The following is a 16,019-nucleotide window of genomic DNA, read 5'->3' as shown; positions in this document are numbered from 1 at the left end:
ATGACCCCCGAGCTTCGGCTCCCGGTACGCGAAGTCTTCGGCATCGATTCGGACCTCGTCGTCGGCGCGTTCCGAGAGCGCGGCGAGCACGTCCCCGAGGTCGACGAGGCGTACCGCTTCAACCCGGACGTGACGCTGGCCCTGCTCGCCGGCTTCACCCGCGACCGCCGGGTGCTGGTGCAGGGTCTGCACGGCACCGGGAAATCGACCCATATCGAGCAGGTCGCCGCACGGCTCAACTGGCCGTGCGTGCGCGTCAACCTGGACGGTCATCTCAACCGCCTCGACCTCGTCGGCCGCGACACCGTCGTGCTGCGCGAGGGCAAACAGGTCACCGAGTTCCAGGAGGGCATCCTCCCGTGGGCGCTGCAGCGGCCGGTCGCGCTGGTGCTCGACGAGTATGACGCCGGCCGCCCGGACGTCATGTTCGTCCTCCAGCGGGTCCTCGAACGCGACGGCAAGTTCACTCTCACCGATCAGAACCGGGTCCTGCGGCCGCATCCGTCGTTCCGGCTGTTCGCCACCGCCAACACGGTCGGACTCGGCAACCTCAACGGGCTCTACCACGGCGCGCAGCGGCTGAACCACGCGCAGATCGACCGCTGGAACATCGTGGCCTCGCTGAACTACCTGCCCGCCGCCGAGGAGATCGCGATCGTGCGGGCGAGGGTCCCCAGCGTTTCCGAGTCGATCGCGGCGTCACTGGTCGCGGTGGCCGCCTTGACCCGCAAGGGTTTCCAGGCCGGCGATCTGTCCACATTGATGTCCCCGCGCACGGTGATCACCTGGGCGGAGAACATCGAGATCTTCGGTGATCCGGCGACGGCCTTCCGGCTGTCCTTCGTGAACAAATGCGACGAAGCCGAGCGGGACCTGGTGGCGGAGTACTTCCAGCGCTGCTTCGACGACGAGCTCCAACTGCTCTCGGCATGACCACGGGGCAGGCGGAAAGCCGGCGCCGCAACCAGGTCGAAGAGCTGTGCGCGGCCGCGATCCGGGCGCTCAGCGGCGATCCGGCGCTCCACTTCCGGGCACGACGGCTGCACCGCGGACGCGAACCGCTCCCCCTGCACGCACCGCATCTTCGTCCGTCGGCCGACGACGATCTGCTGTCGTCCCGCGGGATCGCGGACGGGATGGCGCTGCGCTTGACGTCCTCCGACGCCGCCCTGCACCGGAGCCTGTGCCCGCGCGACCCGGCCGAACGCGGGATTTTCGAGCTGCTGGAACAGTTCCGCGTCGAGTCGCTCCCGCCCGCGGACATGCCGGGAATGCGGCGGAACCTGCGCCTCCGCCATCTTCGCTGGTCACTGGAGTTCCACCGGTCCGGCCTGACCGAGACCGCACGCGGACTGCTGCTGTACACGGTCGCGCAGATCTGCCGGTCACGGATCACCGGCGAACCTGTGGTCGAGGAGACCGAAGACCTCATCGAGGCGACCAGGTTCGCGCTGGCCCCTTCGCTCGGCCACGACCTCGCCGGGCTTCGGCGGCACCGGACGGACCAGAAGGCGTTCGCCGAACACGCGCTGGCGATCGCCCGGACGACCGGCGTCCTGCTCGCCGGGACCGAGCAGGACGCCGAGGACGGCAACGACCCTGCTGATCCCACCGACCCGCGGTTCAGCCTCGTCATCGACTTCGACGCGAGCCTCGGCGAGCAGATTCCCTCCGCGACCGCCGGTACCAGCCGGACGTTGGGCGAATCCGGTGCGGCGTACCGGGTTTTCACCACCGCGTACGACCGCGAACGGCGTGCGTCGGATCTGGTGCGCCCCGGACCGCTGGCCGAACTCCGCGAACGGCTCGACCGGCGGGTTGCCAGGCAGGGCGTCGGGCCGGGACGGTTGGCACGCGACCTCAAGGCGGTGCTCGCCGAGCCCGCGCGCGACGGCTGGGACGGCGGCCAGGAGGAAGGCCGGCTCGACGGCCGCACCCTGGCGCAGCTGATCAGCTCGCCCACCGAACGCCGGATCTTCCGCACCGAGCGGATCGAACCGGTGGCGGACACCCTCGTCACGTTCCTGATCGACTGCTCGGGCTCGATGACCGCGCACGCGGAACCCGTCGCCGCGCTGGTCGACCTCTTCGCGCGCTCGATCGAACTCGCCGGTGCGTCCTGCGAGGTACTCGGCTTCACGACCGGTGCCTGGAACGGCGGCGGACCCGGGCGGGAATGGAGACGAGCGGGACGACCGCGCCATCCCGGCAGGCTCAACGAACGCCTGCACCTCGTGTTCAAGGACGCTGAAACCCCCTGGCGCCGGGCGCGCCCGGATCTCGCGGCACTGCTGAAAGCCGATCTGTTCCGGGAGGGGATCGACGGCGAGGCCGTGGCCTGGGCCTGCGGCCGGATGCGTGCGCGAACGGAGTCACGCCGGATCCTGCTCGTCCTCTCCGACGGCAGCCCCATGGACAGCGCGACGAGCCTGGCGAACGATCCGCACTACCTGGACGAGCATTTGCGGGAAACGGTCCTGCGGGAGCAGGACACCGTCGAGATCCGCGGGATCGGCGTGGGGCTCGACCTCAGCCCCTTCTACCGCCGCTCCCGGGTTCTCGACACCTCGGTCACGTCCGGGTACGCGCCGTTCCGTGACGTCCTCGGGTTACTGACCCTGCGGTGAATCCTGCTGCCCTTCGCCCTGCTGCTCGCCGCCGGACTCGCCGAGGTAGTCCTTCGCCTTGTCGGCGGCCGAGTCGATCTTATCGGAGTGGTCACCGAAACGGGATTTCGCGAAATCGGCGGCCTTGTCGACGTGTTCCCCGCTCACCTTGTCCTTCATGCCTTCGAAGTCGATACCCATCAGAACTCCTCACCTATTGTGAATACGCCGGCTACCGGCGCATAACTCCCATCAAAGACCCTTCGCGCCCCACCGCAACTTGAGCCGGACGGTCGGGTGAGTTACCCGAACTTCACCTCATTTACCCTTTGCGGACAAGGAAATCGAACTCGACCACCGTGAACACGGATCACCTGAGGTAGCTCACTCGGGTGGACTTGCCGCCGCTCCACCGGACCACGATTGGCGCTTTTAGCCCTTTCGTGTTCGTATCCCTGGGGTCAGCCAATGCGGACACGGCCAAAGGGAGTTCGAACTTCATGCGCAGGAATATTGCCCGGACGGTATCGGGCGTGGCGATCGTGGCCGGCCTGGTCGCCGCGTGCGGCTCCGAGGGCGAGAACGGTGCGGCTGGAACATCTGGCGCGAATGGAACCGCTTCAAGCGCGGCCGCTGCGCCGTCCTCCGGCGACGGCGCCCAGGCGTCCTCAGGAGCGGACGCGGGACAGGCCGGCGGCGAGGCGGCGCAGAAGGTGACCGCGGCGATCCAGCAGGCGCTCCAGCAGTCGCCGATCGCCTTCACCACGGAAAGCGCCGAACTGTCCGAAAAGAGCAAGGCGGCACTCGGCGAGATCGCCAAGGCCATGCAGGGCAACGACGTGAAGATCACGGTCGCCACCCACGCGGGTTACCCCGACGCGGAAAAGTCCAAGACGCTCTCCGAAAAGCGCGCCGAAGCGATCACCGCCGCGCTCGAAGGAGCGGGCGTGGCCAAGGACCGCGTCAAGACCGAGGCGACCGGCAACGAAAAGGCGCAGGGCGACAAGGCGTTGGACACGCAGATCACCGTCGCCCAGTGACCCTCGACGGAAGCGCGGGCAGGCGGAGCGCGCCGAAGTACGGGATGCTCAGCTCGGGCAGCATCAGCCCGAGGAACCCGACTCCTCGTTGAACTCCTCCACGAGNTGTTCGGGATCGTGCTGCCCGCGACGAAAGCGATCCGCCTGCCCGCGCCTGTCACTATCTGATCGGCCCGAGCGGTTTTCCCAACTACGGCGACGAACTGATCGCCGCGACGTGGCTGCGTCACCTGGCGCGGACCGCGCCGGAGGCCGACGTCTGGCTCGACACCCACTCGCCCGGACCCGCGCAACTGCTCTTGAACGATCTGCATCCGCGCCTCCGCTGCACGGACACCCTGTGGCGGCTGTGCGGTGAGGCGCCGTCGGACGATCCGTGGGAAGTGGCGCGCTGGGTGCAGTCGGCGGTGGACGACCCCGGGCTCGCGCCGCGGTGGGACGCGGGGATCGACCTCCTCGGCCGGACCGACGTCGTGCACCTGATCGGCGGCGGCTACCTCAACGCGTTATGGCCCCGGCATATCGGGCTGATCGCGGGCGCCGCGGCCGCCGCACGCCGATCGGGTGCCCGTACGGCCATGACCGGGCAGGGCCTGACACCGTTCCCGCCCGGGGCGACCGACCTCCTCCGCTCACTCACCGACCGCTTCGACGTCGTCGACGTCCGCGACGACCCCTCGGCGGAACTGCTCACCGGCGCCGTCCGGACGTGCGACGACGTCTTCCTGGAACCGCCCGAGCCGAGACCCGCCGCGCAGGCGCGCGAATTCGTGCTGTGCGTCCAGTCCGACATCGGCGCCTTCGAGCCGTCCGCGCTGGCCGCCCAGGTACTCGGCTTGCTGCGCGCGTGGGAAGTCCACCCTGAGCAACTCGCCGTCGTCGAAGGGATCCCCCGGGTCGACCGCGCCGTTCCGGCACTGCTGGAACACGAACTCGCCGGCGCGGAATTCCACCCGCTCCGTGACATCTGGCGCCACGGCCTCCCGCTGGCGCCCGGGCAGACCTGGATCTCCAGCCGGTACCACCCGCACCTCGTCGCCGCGGCGGCAGGCGCGACCGGCCTCGCGATGAGCGTGTCGCGCGGGTACTACACGACCAAACACCGCAGCCTGATCGATCTCGGCTCGGGCTGGACGCCGTTCGACGCCGAGACGGGCGGGACGCCGGACCGGCCGACCGGTAGCGGGTTCCCGCCGCACGTCGTCCGGCGGTCCCGGGACTTGAAACTCTCGGTCGCGAAGGCGGTTTACGGAAGTCCGGTGGCCGAGGCGGCACAGCCCGCGACGCGACGCCTCACCCTGCGCTCATGGCGGAGGTCGATTTAGCCGCCCAGTCGGGGCATAACGTCGACTGTGTGGATTTTGGGGCGTTGGATGACCAGAAATCCACACAGTCATGCGTGACCGGTCCAGCGACGGTTGATTGGATGTCTGGTTGATGACTGCATGCGTGATTTCGAGCAGCTCGTGACTGGCAATTCGGGTTATCGAGGGGTACGGCAAACGTGTCTGGGTGCGGTGGGTGGTCCGCTCGGGGGTCCCGTCGGCGATCGCGTCGCGAAAGCCACTTTCGGGGCATCACACCTGGAGAGTGGCTTTCGCAACGTCCGCAGCGGCAAAAGCGGTGTCACCGGCTGAGGGAGGGCACCGCCTCGGCGTCCGAGACGCTGTCGGCCGACCGCGCCACCGGAACCCGGGACTTGTCCGGCGCCGCCAGGCTCCAGACCGCCACCACGGCCAGGTTCACCCCGAGTGACACCAGCCCCGCGTTGAAACCGCCGAACGTCGCGCCGGTGAGGTACAGGACGATCGCGGTGAGCACCCCGGTGACCATCCCGGCGGCCACCGCGGCGGTCCGCACCCGACGCACGAACAGGATCGCGAGCCAGCCGGGGACGACCTGAGCCAGCAGGTTGTAGGTCAAGTTCAGGATGGTGAGCATCAACGTCGACGCGACGAGGGTCAGTACCGCCGCCAGCACCAGGAAACTCGCCACCGCGACGACCGTCCACCGCCGTTGCGCCGCGGCCGGGACGTTCGGCGCGATGTTGCGGCAGACCATGCCGCCGATGGTGAGCGCGGTCGCGGCGAGCACCAGGACGCCCGACAGCGCGGCCCCGGCGGCGACGAGGCCCAGCAGCCAGTCCGGCAGCAATCCCTTGGCGGTCACCATGAACACCGTGTTCGGGTTCTCCAGGTCCGGATGCGCGCGCACACCGTAATAGGCGGCCAGCACCAGGAACGGGTAGATCAGCATGTACATCGGCATCCACACGGTCGAACTCTTCACCGCGCGTTCGGAACGAGCCGGGAACACGTAAGCGCCACCGAAACCGAGGTAGAACACGATGCTCTGGAAGAGGATCGTCGTCATCGCGAACGTGAGTTCCGAACCGCTCATGGTGGTCTGTGCCGCGCTCAGCACCTCGGGTCCACTGACCTTCGCGGTGCCGCCGGCGGCGATCACGACGGCCACCCCGACGAGCACGACGCCGAGCAGCATGAAGAAATCCTTGAGGATCGAGACGAACGCGGGCGACCGCACCCCGGACACGGCGATGTAGATGAACGCCACGATGCCGGCCAGCACCACGCACTGCACGGGATCCAGCGGCAGCCCCAGATTGCCGAGCACCACCTGGAGACCGATGAACTGGTACTGCCCCCACGGGATCAGCGCGATCAGCATCGTGACGCAGGTGATCAGCTCCAGCCGCCTGCTGCCGAAATGCCGTCCGAACACGTCGGGCACGGTCATCGCGTCGTACCGCTTCGCCGCCCGCCACACCAGCGGCGCCAGGAAATAGCCCAGCGAGTACGCGAGCAGGATGTAGCCGAGGAACCAGATCCCGTAGCTCGCGCCGTGCGCGTAGATCCCACTCGGGAACCCGATCATCGTCCCGATGCTGTACACCTCGCCGACCGCGAGGAAGTACACCAGCCACGCCGGGAACGACCGGCCGGCGACGAGGAACTCCGAGATCCCGCCACCGCGCGTCGACCGTCCCGCCCACACCGCGAGCCCGATCGAACCCGCCATCACCACCGCCACGATCGCGATCAGCATCAGTCGTCCTCCGGATAGTGGGCGCGGTCGAAGAAACGCCAGCTGATCCACAGGCACAGGGTGGTCAGCGGGCAGCAGCAGAACACCCAGAAGAACAGCACCGGAATGCCCAGCACCGATGCCGTCGATCCGGAGAGCAGCAGAATTCCCGCCAGCAGGGCGAAAGCGGGAACGAACAGTCCGATGAGGACACTCGGCCAGCTGCGGATCATCGTCGTGCCCCCGTCGCCTCGCGCCGCCAGACGACCTCGCCGCCGCTGACGGTGGCGTCCACGGTCAGCTCGCGGATCCGGTCCGGGTCGATCGTGGTCGGATCGCCGGACAGCACCGCGAGATCGGCGAGTTTCCCGACCTCCAAGCTGCCCTTGACGTCCTCCTCGCCCGCCAGGTAGGCGGCGTCGATCGTGTAGCCGCGCAACGCGGCGTCGACGTCCACGGCCTGTTCCTGGCCGAGTACCTTGCCCTGCCTGGTGATCCGGCGTACCGCGCACCAGATCCCTTCCAGCGGCGGCACAGGCGTCACCGGGGTGTCCGAATGCAGTCCGAAGCGGATTCCGCGCGAGCGGGCCGAAACCAGCGGGCTGATCCGGCGCGCCCGCTCCGGGCCGAGGAAGACGTCACGATGCCGGTCTCCCCAGTAGTAGACGTGCTTGACGAAGAACGACGCGAGGACATCGTGGGCGGCCATCCGGTCCAACTGGTCTTCGCGCACCGTCTGGCAGTGTTCGATCCGATGCCGCCTGCCGGTTCCGCTCGGTGCCCCCAGCCGCGAGTAGCCGTCGATGATCGCGTCGATCGCCGCGTCGCCGTTGCCGTGCACGGCGACCTGCCAGCCCGCGGCGTCGAGCGCCGCGATCCGGCGGCCGAGGTCGGCGGGTTCGAGCAGCATCATGCCGTGCTCGTCCGGGTCGCACGTGTAGCCCTCCGCGAGGCATCCGGTCTTGCCCTGGATCGACCCGTCCGCGATGATCTTGACGCCGGTCATCGCGAACTTGTCGTCCGCGTGGGCTTCCGGAGCTTCCGGGTCGCCCTCGTCGAGGCCGGGAAGCAGGCCGTCGAACAGGTAGCCGCGCACCCGGACGCGCAGTTTCCCGGCCCGCCGCAACAAGGCGTACGCCTCAAGTTCCGCCGCTCCGCCGATGAGGCCGATCCCGGTGTCGTGCACGGAAGTCACGCCGTTGGCGAGGTATTCCTCGTCGGCGAGCAGCAGGGCTTCGGCCAGTTCGCCCACGCTCTGACCGGGCAGCCGGGACGTGACGAGGAAGGCCGCCGTCTCGACGAGCACCCCGGTCGGCTCGCCACGGGCGTCGCGCACGATGAGCCCACCGGGCGGATCCGGGGTCTCGGCGGTGATCCCGACTTCGCGCAGGGCGAGCGAGTTCGCGGTGCAGAAATGCCCGGAAACATGGGTCAGGACCACGGGATTGCGACCTGAGACGGGGTCGAGGTCCGCGCGCGTCGGATGACGGCCGTCCGCGAGCAGTGTGTCGTCGTAACGGAAACCGCGGATCCACTCCCCCGGTCCGAGGTCCTTGGCCGCCTGGGCGACCCGGCACGCGATGTCGGCGATGGCGTCGTTGGGCGGGCTGCCGGCGTCGACCGGCGCGGCCAGTGTCATCCCGAAGAACGCCGGATGGTTGTGGGACTCGACGAAGCCGGGGATCACCGTGCGCTCGGCCAGGTCGAGCACGGTCGTCTCCGGGCCGATCAACCGCGAGATCTCCCGTTCGGCCCCCAGCGCGGTGATCCGCCCGCCGGACGCGGCCAGCGCGCGGACCCGTCTCCCCGCCGCGTCCAGCGTGAGCACGGTGCCGCCGAGCGCGACGAAATCGGCGGCATTCCGGGGATCTTCTCGAACGAACTCCACCACACGGACCTCCTGGCGACGTGTCCTGGCTCACGAAGGATCCCCAGACAGTGCGGCACATCTGGCCGCCTGAACAGGTCCAGAACGCTCCGGCGCGGTGGTACCAGTTGAGCGCTCAGCCGCCGAGCAGGTCGCGGCAGGCCTCGCCGAGCAGCCGGATACCGGGGTCGATGTCGCGCAACGGCACCGCCGCGAAACCGATCCGGAAGTGGTTGCGCGGCGGCTCGTCCCCGACGAAGAAGATGTCACCGGGCTCGATCAGGACGCCGTCGCGCTCGGCGCGTTCCATCAGCGCCCGGCAGTCCAGTTCGGACGGCCCGGTCATCCAGAGACTGACCCCGCCCGGCGGATACGCCGTCTGCGTCCACGGCAGGTGTTCGGTGACCGCGGCGCAGGTCGCCTCCCATTTCCGCATCAGCTTCGTGCGGTACCGCCGCAGGGACCGGTGGTACTCGCCGCTGTCGATGAGCAGCGCCAGCGCCCGCTGGAGGTGACCGGGCGGATGCCGCAGCACGTACCGCCGGATCTCCCGCAGTTCCCGCACCAGCTCACGCGGCCCGACCAGGTACCCGAGCCGCAGGCCGGGTGAGAGGAACTTGGAGAAGGTGCCGAGATAGATCGCGTCGCCGGTGCCATCGAGCGCCTTGAGCGCGGGCGTGGGGCTGCCGTGGTACCGGAACTCGCTGTCGTAGTCGTCCTCGACGAGCACCGTGCCCGCACTCGCGGCGAGGCTGAGCAGGCGACGGCGGCGGCCGATGCTCAACGTCGCGTTCGTCGGATGGTGGTGGCTCGGAGTGAGATAGAGCAGGTCGACGCCGTCGAGTGCCTCCGGCGGGCGCAGGCCGCTCTGGTCGACGTCGACGCCGCGCAGCCCGGCGCCGGTGCGCAGGAAGATGTGCCGGGCGTCGAGGTATCCCGGATTCTCCATCGCCACGACGCTGTCCGGCCCGAGCAGCGCGCGGCCGAGCAGGTCGAGGCCCTGCTGCGAGCCGACGGTGATCAGCACCTCGGCCGGGTCGGCCTCGATCCCCCGCGCGGTGAGCAGCTGACGGCAGATCAGGTCGACCAGCATCGGATCGTCGGAGCCGACGCTGTCCTGCAGGCTCGGGAACACGTGCGGCCGGTAGAGCGCGTCACGCAGGCAGCGGGTCCACGACCGCGCCGGGAAGGCGGTGACGTCCACCTGCCCGGCGAGGAACGGGTACGGGTAGGTGTGCCAGTCCGGGCGCTTCTCGATATGCGGCACCCCGGCGTCCGGGTACCGGCGCACCCGCGCGCTCCAGTCGATGGCCGGGCTGGTGCCACGCTCCTGCACCGCGCAATGTGGCCGCATTTCCGCGTTGATGAACAGGCCGCTGCGCTCCCGGCTCTCCACGAACCCTTCGGCGACCAGCTCCTGGTAGGCGAGGTTGATGGTGTTGCGGGAAACGCTCAGTTCGGCGGCCAGCTCACGCGAACTCGGCAGCCGGTGCGCCGGGTCGAAGGTGCCGATCGCGATGCCGTGCTCGATGGCGCGCCGCACCTGCCGGTAGAGCGGCTCGGCGGACGTCCGGTCGATTTCGATCAACGTTCGCGGCAACGGCACCTCCCTTTCGGCGACGGGCCGGGATCTGAACCTAGCTCCAGATCCCGGCCCGCACCACCTAGCCGAGCACGTCGTCGAGGCCGGCCGAAGCGATTCCGAGTGCCTCGCCGACCGGCGCGGAGGTCAGCCTGCCGTCCACCGTGCTGACCCCGCCGCGCAGCTCCGGGCACCGCGCGACGGCGCCGGACAGACCGTGGTTCGCCAGCTCCAGCGCGTAGGGCAGCGTGACGTTCGTCAGCGCGTACGTCGAGGTGTGCGGGACGGCTCCGGGCATGTTGGCGACGCAGTAGAACACCGAGTTGTGCACCTGGAACGTCGGCTCGGCGTGCGTCGTCGGCCGCGTGTCCTCGAAGCAGCCACCCTGGTCGACGGAGATGTCGACAAGCACGCTGCCCGGCTTCATCCGGGAGACGAGGTCGTTCGACACCAGGCTCGGCGCCTTGGCACCGGGCACGAGCACCGCGCCGATCACGAGGTCCGCCTCGAGCACGGCCTCCTCGATCGAGTACGCGTTGGCCGCGGCGGTGCGGATCCGGCCCTGGTACATCCGGTCGGCGGCACGGAGCTTGTCGACGTTCTTGTCGAACAGGACGACGTCGGCCCAGGTCCCGGCCGCGCCGGCGACCGCGTTCATGCCCGCGACACCGGCGCCGAGTACGACCACCCGCGCCGGGGCCACCCCGGAGACACCGCCGATCAGCACACCCCGTCCACCATTGGCGCGCATCAGCGTCTGCGCGCCGACCTGCGGGGCCAGCCGTCCGGCGACCTCGCTCATCGGGAACAGCAGGGGCAGAGAACCGTTCGGCAGCTGCACCGTCTCGTAGGCCACCGACGTCGTGCCCGCGTCCAGCAGCGCCCGCGTGCACGGCTCGCTCGCGGCGAGATGCAGGTACGTGAACAGCAACTGGTCGCGCCGCAGCCGGTGGTACTCCTCCGCGATCGGCTCCTTGACCTTGAGCACGAGGTCTCCGGTCGCCCAGACGTCGTCGGCGCTGTCGAGCACCTTCGCCCCTGCCGCGGCGTAATCCTCGTCGCGCACGGAGGAACCTTCGCCTGCTCCACGCTCGACGAACACCTCGTGCCCGGCCGAGGTGAATTCGTGCACGCCCGCGGGCGTCACCGCGACCCGGTACTCGTGGTTCTTGACTTCACGAGGGACACCGATCTTCATCTCACGCTCCCGTCTGTTCCAAAGGCAATGACGCTGAGCGTGCGGCACGGCTGGAACGGCCAGAAGTGCCAGAACCCACGTGTTCGACGGGTCCAGTTCGCGAGGCGGTAGTCCATGAAGGCCTCACCACGTGCCGTCGTAGATCATGACCTGCTCGCGACACGCCTCTGACTCAGACCCGCAGAGCCCGGGCCGAAGGGGACTTTCCCTGCATCCGACGCGACGAAAGCCACCTTCACAACACCCGACATCCTTCGCCGCTCATAGCGCTGAGCTATGACGTCTTCGCCAAGCGACGGCTACCGCCGCTCCGCGACCGAATCCACAATGGATCCGTGGGAACCCTGGCCATGACCTCGTTCGCGGCGGCGGCCGGGGTGGTCGCCCAGCGTCTGTCCGGGATGGGGCTTTCCCTGCTGTGCGTACCGTTCCTGGCGCTGACGCTGGGTCCGCTCGACGCCGTCCGGCTCACCCTGCTGCTCGGCTTCCCGGTCTATCTCGCGGTCGCGATCACCCATTGGCGGGCGATCAGATGGGCACAGGTCGCGTGGATGACCGTGCCCGCTGTGGTGTTCACCCCGGTCGTCGCGCTCGTCGTCCGCGGTGTCCCCGCGCGGCCGCTGCTGCTCGCCGCGGGCGGCTGCTGCGTCCTGGCCGTCGGCGTGCTGGCCAGCGGCATCACCAGCAGACGGCTCGCGGGCAGGACAGGCGCTGTCGGCGCGGGCGTGCTGAGCGCGGCGATGAACTCCGTCGCCGGGCTCTCCGGTCCCGCCGTGGCGGTGTACGGGGCGAGCGCGGGCTGGGGCGCGGACGAGACACGCGGGACACTGTCGATCTACTTCTTCCTGCTCGGCCTGGTCGCGCTGCCCAGTCTCGGCTGGGTGGAGGCGCCCGTGAGCGTGCTCCTCGCGGTCGCGGTCGCCGCGCTCGCCGGCGACCTGCTGGGGCGGGCGCTGAGCCGCCGGGTCGGCGAACGGTCCGTCCGCTGGTCTGTTCTGGTGCTTTCGGCGGCGGGTGGCGCGCTGACGCTGGCGCATGCCGCTTGACGTCCCGGGAAACGACCGCGTCCGCCGGTAATACGATGGCCGGTGATGACACCGCCGGACCGCCCCGAATGGCGATCGCGTGCGTGGCTGGTCGCCTCCGCGGTGCTGGTCGTGGCCGTGGTCGCGTTGCTGGCCGTCGGCGCGAACGGGCCCGGCGCGGTCGTCGTGCCGATTCTCGTCGTGACCACGGCCATCGGCGTGACGACATGGACGCTGGTCCGCGCGCGCAAGCGACGCCTCGACTACGAAGCACGCCTCACCGGTTGGGCGGCCGAGCACGCCACGCAGCAGGAGCGGCTCCGGATCGCCCGGGAACTCCACGACATCGTTTCCCACGGCCTCGGCGTGATCACGTTGCGGGCCAGTGCCGCGAGGCGGGTCCAAGGAGATGTCCGGGAAGCAGAGCGCGAACAGGCGCTCATCGACATCGAGCGGACGAGCCGGGACGCGGTCACCGAACTCCGGCGCATGCTGGCCGTGCTTCGCGACCCTGACGAACGCGGCGCGCCCTTGCGGCCAGTGCTGAACCTGTCGGATCTTCCCGCCATCGTCGAGGCCGCCCGCCCGCTGGGCCTCGAGCCACGACTGGACGTCGGCGAACTCGGGGACGTTTCCCCTGGGGTACAAGCGACAATCTGCGAAATCGTCCGCGAAGCCGTCGCGAACACCGCGCGATATGCCGGGCCGACGATCGCTCGCGTCGAGCTACGGCGCGATGGCGACACGATCGTCGTGACCGTCGAGGACGACGGGCCGCGAAGCGCCTGGTCGCCCGCCGTCGGTGCCGGCCACGGCCTGGCCGGACTCCGAGAACGTGCCGAGGTACTCGGCGGCGACCTGCACGCGGCACCGGCCGGAACCGGATTCCGGCTCACCGCGCGACTACCGGACGGAGCACACCGGTGACCGAACCCGAACAGCCACCGATCCGGGTCCTGCTCGCCGACGACCAGCGGCTGCTGCGGCACAGCCTGGCGATCATCATCGACGCCACGCCGGACATGGTCGTCGTCGGACAGGCCGAGGACGGGACTCAAGCGGTGGAAATGGCGCGGCGGCTGGGCCCGGACGTCGTGCTGATGGACATCCGCATGCCCGGCCAGGACGGGATCGTGGCCACCAAGGAGATCAGCGCCTGCCCCGACCTGGCCGGGACCAGGATCCTCGTGCTGAGCATGTTCGAACTGGACGAGTACGTCTACGGCGCGCTCCGCGCGGGAGCGAGCGGTTTCCTGCTCAAGGACACCGAACCGGACGAGCTCATCGCCGCCGTCCGCCGGACGTACACCGGCGAATCCCTGTTCGCGCCCGCCATCCTCACCCGGTTGATAGAGCATTACGTCACGGCGCCGCCGCACCGGAACCCGCCCCCTCCCACCGGGCTGACCCCACGTGAGATCGAGATCCTCACGTTCGTCGGCCGCGGGCTGTCCAACACCGAGATCGCCGAGACGCTGACCATCTCCGTCAAGACGGTCAAGACGCACATCAGCCGGCTCCTGAGCAAGCTTTCGGCCCGCGACCGCGCTCAGCTGGTGATCACGGCGTACGACCTGGGACTGGTGATCCCGCGAAGCTGAGGCGCGGTCAAGCGTCCCGCCGATGGAACGTGGCCGCGGAAATCCCCACCGCGACGAGCACCCAACCCAGCACGACGGCCGAGCCGCCGAGCGAGCGCAAGTCGTGGCTCGCGGCGTCCGGGAGGTAGGCCGCGAACGGGGCTCGATCCCGGAGAAGCGGGCCCGCGATGAAGTAGTACCCGAGCAGCCCGGCCACCGCCGGGACACTCCACCGCAGGACCGTCGCGACAGTGGCGGAAAGGATCGTGGTGAGCGTGAGGTAGGCGCTCGCTCCCACCACGGCGGACCGAGGTCCACCGGCCAGCACGGTGAGGACGGCCGCCGGGGCGGCCACGATCAGGAGCGCGGCAATTTTGGCCAGGTGCTGGGTGATCCGGCGTGGCATGGCCGTCAGGGTCCGGTGGATCTGGCCGCCGCTGTACTCCGACGTCACCGCGATGACCCCGAGGACGATGAACCCGGCCTGGGTGTGGCCGACGGGTGAGACGTCTTGTCGCGAGAACGCGGTGCTGAGGATCGCCGAAACACCCAAGGTGCCGAGCAGGGTGAAATACGTCGCCGGCAGGCTGAGCAGTTTGCGGGTCTCGGCCCGGATCGCCCGGCCGCCGGTCACGCGTCCCTCCCGCGGAAGACCAGGAAGCCCGCGGCGAGCAGCGCCGCGACCCAGGCCGTCATCACCAGGCCACCGGTGACCGGCGCGAGCTGGACGGGCAGATCCACCCGCTCGATGAACATCCGGAACCCGGCCAGGTCGGGGAAGAACGCGGCCAGCGGCGTGAGTTTCGCGAGCAGGTAAGTGACCGTGACCACCGACGTGTTCAGGATCAGCACGGTGAGCGGCAGGATTCCGTTGCGCGTCAACAAGGTCAGGCCGGACGCGAGCAGGGCCGTCAGCACCCAGTAGAGGACGACTCCGGGCAGGCGCCCGAAATCACTCGCGCCCGGCGCTTCGACGGTCATGAGGGTGATGGTCGAGGAAACCGCCGCCAGCGCCGCGACCAAGGTGCTCATCGCCGCCAGCTTCGTGATCAGCAATCGCCGCCGGGACGGGACGACCATGAGGCTCGTGGTGATCTGGCGTCCGCCACCGGCGTTCTCCCCCTCGGTGGTGTACTCACTGCTCACCGCGACGACGCCCAGGATGATCGCGCCCACCACGCCGAACGCGAGTTCCTGGAATCCGAGGTCCACGTTGCCGCCACGACGGGCCGCCGCACTCGCGTTGAGGAACGTCAGGGCGGCCGGGAGCAGTACGCCGACCGCGACCGCGGCCCAGACCGACGGCAGCGAGGTGAGCTTGCGCAGTTCTCCCCGGTAGGCCCTCATCGCACGACCTCTGTGGTGAGCGCGAAGAAGGCGTCCTCCAGGCTTCGGTGCCTGCCGACGACTTCGGTGAGTGTTCCCTGCGCGACGATCCTGCCGCCGTCGATGACCACCACGTCGTCGACCGTCTCCGACAGTTCTCCCATGAAATGGCTCGATAGCAGGACGGTTCGCCCGGCCGCGGCCCGCTCACGCAGGAAACCGCGGATCCAGCGGATACCCTCTGGATCGAGGCCGTTGACCGGTTCGTCGAGCACCAGCGCCTCGGGATCGCCGAGCAGCGCCGCAGCCAGGGCCAGCCGCCGCCCCATCCCCAGCGAGTAGCCGCGGACGCGTTTGCCGGCGGCGGCGGACAGTCCGACCTCCGCGAGGACCTCGTCCACCCTGCCGCTCGGGATACCGCCCGCCGCGGCGACCCACTTCAGATGCGCCCTGCCGGTGCGCGAGCGATGCGCGCCCGAGCCGTCGAGTACGGCGCCGACCTTGCGCAGGGGATCCCGCAGCCCGGCGAACGGCACGCCGTCGACCAGCGCGGTGCCCGACGTCGGCCGGTCCAGTCCGAGCAGGATCCGCAGGGTCGACGACTTCCCGGCACCGTTGGGCCCGAGGAAGCCGGTCACCCGGCCCGGACGCGCTTCGAAACTGACGTCGGAAAGGATCGTCGCCGATCCTCGTCGCTTGGTGAGCCGGTCGAACTTGAGCATCAGGTCTTCTTCCCGTCGAGCGCGAACA

Annotated in this window: 16 protein-coding genes; 7 read left to right on the top strand and 9 right to left on the bottom strand. The window is 69.5% G+C overall.

Going from position 1 to position 16,019, the window contains the following annotated elements; translation table 11 throughout:
- Nucleotides 1-933, top strand: a complete 933-nt coding sequence (locus tag LCL61_RS21090) for an AAA family ATPase (protein WP_340688424.1) — start codon at nt 1-3, stop codon at nt 931-933.
- Nucleotides 930-2,627 carry a cobaltochelatase CobT-related protein gene (locus tag LCL61_RS21085; RefSeq protein ID WP_340688423.1) on the top strand — a complete coding sequence of 566 codons (1,698 nt, stop codon included), beginning with the start codon at nt 930-932 and terminating at the stop codon, nt 2,625-2,627. Before LCL61_RS21090 ends, LCL61_RS21085 begins: the two co-directional genes overlap by 4 nt.
- On the opposite strand, the gene LCL61_RS21080 is transcribed toward LCL61_RS21085, so the two are convergent.
- A complete protein-coding gene (locus LCL61_RS21080; protein WP_034314965.1) occupies nt 2,610-2,807 on the bottom strand; it encodes an Rv0909 family putative TA system antitoxin in 198 nt (65 codons plus the stop codon). The two genes, LCL61_RS21085 and LCL61_RS21080, sit on opposite strands and share 18 nt — an antisense overlap.
- 191 nt (nt 2,808-2,998) lie before the next feature.
- On the opposite strand from LCL61_RS21080, the gene LCL61_RS21075 reads away from it, so the two are divergent.
- Complete coding sequence (locus LCL61_RS21075; protein WP_340688422.1) at nt 2,999-3,646, top strand: OmpA family protein; 648 nt, start codon at nt 2,999-3,001, stop codon at nt 3,644-3,646.
- 164 nt (nt 3,647-3,810) lie between these two features.
- Nucleotides 3,811-4,971, top strand: coding sequence for a polysaccharide pyruvyl transferase family protein (locus LCL61_RS21070; protein ID WP_340688641.1), 1,161 nt, complete (start codon nt 3,811-3,813; stop codon nt 4,969-4,971).
- A gap of 301 nt (nt 4,972-5,272) precedes the next feature.
- Here LCL61_RS21070 and LCL61_RS21065 read toward each other — a convergent pair whose 3' ends face one another.
- From LCL61_RS21065 to ald, 5 genes are all read right to left on the bottom strand, one after another.
- The gene (locus LCL61_RS21065; RefSeq protein WP_340688421.1) at nt 5,273-6,712 is read right to left on the bottom strand and encodes a sodium:solute symporter family protein; all 1,440 of its coding nucleotides are present in this window, start codon (nt 6,710-6,712) and stop codon (nt 5,273-5,275) included.
- Nucleotides 6,712-6,924, bottom strand: coding sequence for a DUF3311 domain-containing protein (locus LCL61_RS21060; RefSeq protein WP_037339284.1), 213 nt, complete (start codon nt 6,922-6,924; stop codon nt 6,712-6,714). Before LCL61_RS21060 ends, LCL61_RS21065 begins: the two co-directional genes overlap by 1 nt.
- Complete coding sequence (locus tag LCL61_RS21055; protein ID WP_340688420.1) at nt 6,921-8,582, bottom strand: amidohydrolase; 1,662 nt, start codon at nt 8,580-8,582, stop codon at nt 6,921-6,923. The genes LCL61_RS21060 and LCL61_RS21055 overlap by 4 nt, the downstream gene beginning before the upstream one ends.
- Nucleotides 8,583-8,694: 112 nt before the next feature.
- Nucleotides 8,695-10,158 (bottom strand): PLP-dependent aminotransferase family protein, encoded by a 1,464-nt coding sequence (locus LCL61_RS21050; RefSeq protein ID WP_340688419.1) that lies wholly within the window; start codon nt 10,156-10,158, stop codon nt 8,695-8,697.
- Nucleotides 10,159-10,222: 64 nt separating this feature from the next.
- On the bottom strand, nt 10,223-11,338 hold the full coding sequence (gene ald, locus LCL61_RS21045; RefSeq protein WP_016335093.1) for an alanine dehydrogenase: 1,116 nt from the start codon (nt 11,336-11,338) through the stop codon (nt 10,223-10,225).
- Between the two features lie 335 nt (nt 11,339-11,673).
- Here ald and LCL61_RS21040 point away from each other — a divergent pair, with 335 nt between their 5' ends.
- Genes LCL61_RS21040 through LCL61_RS21030 form a run of 3 tightly spaced genes read left to right on the top strand, consistent with a single transcriptional unit; the run spans nt 11,674 to nt 13,964 of the window.
- Entirely contained in the window at nt 11,674-12,384 is a 711-nt protein-coding gene (locus LCL61_RS21040; protein WP_340688418.1) for a sulfite exporter TauE/SafE family protein, read from the top strand.
- A 45-nt stretch (nt 12,385-12,429) separates the two neighbouring features.
- Nucleotides 12,430-13,290, top strand: a complete 861-nt coding sequence (locus LCL61_RS21035) for a sensor histidine kinase (protein ID WP_340688417.1) — start codon at nt 12,430-12,432, stop codon at nt 13,288-13,290.
- Nucleotides 13,287-13,964: a response regulator transcription factor gene (locus LCL61_RS21030; RefSeq protein ID WP_340688416.1), complete on the top strand. Its 678-nt coding sequence runs from the start codon at nt 13,287-13,289 to the stop codon at nt 13,962-13,964. Before LCL61_RS21035 ends, LCL61_RS21030 begins: the two co-directional genes overlap by 4 nt.
- A 7-nt stretch (nt 13,965-13,971) precedes the next feature.
- Here the strand turns inward: LCL61_RS21030 and LCL61_RS21025 are convergent, their stop codons facing one another.
- From LCL61_RS21025 to LCL61_RS21015, 3 genes are read right to left on the bottom strand one after another with little or no spacing between them, the layout of a single operon-like run.
- A complete protein-coding gene (locus tag LCL61_RS21025) occupies nt 13,972-14,577 on the bottom strand; it encodes a hypothetical protein (protein ID WP_340688415.1) in 606 nt (201 codons plus the stop codon).
- Complete coding sequence (locus tag LCL61_RS21020) at nt 14,574-15,290, bottom strand: ABC transporter permease (RefSeq protein WP_340688414.1); 717 nt, start codon at nt 15,288-15,290, stop codon at nt 14,574-14,576. The genes LCL61_RS21025 and LCL61_RS21020 overlap by 4 nt, the downstream gene beginning before the upstream one ends.
- The gene (locus tag LCL61_RS21015) at nt 15,287-15,991 is read right to left on the bottom strand and encodes an ABC transporter ATP-binding protein (RefSeq protein ID WP_340688413.1); all 705 of its coding nucleotides are present in this window, start codon (nt 15,989-15,991) and stop codon (nt 15,287-15,289) included. Before LCL61_RS21015 ends, LCL61_RS21020 begins: the two co-directional genes overlap by 4 nt.
- Between the last annotated feature and the right edge of the window lie 28 nt (nt 15,992-16,019).

The organism is Amycolatopsis coloradensis (genome assembly GCF_037997115.1).
Taxonomy (GTDB): domain Bacteria; phylum Actinomycetota; class Actinomycetes; order Mycobacteriales; family Pseudonocardiaceae; genus Amycolatopsis; species Amycolatopsis coloradensis_A.
The sequence above is the reverse complement of the archived record's forward strand: the minus strand, read 5'-3'. Positions and strand labels throughout refer to the sequence as shown.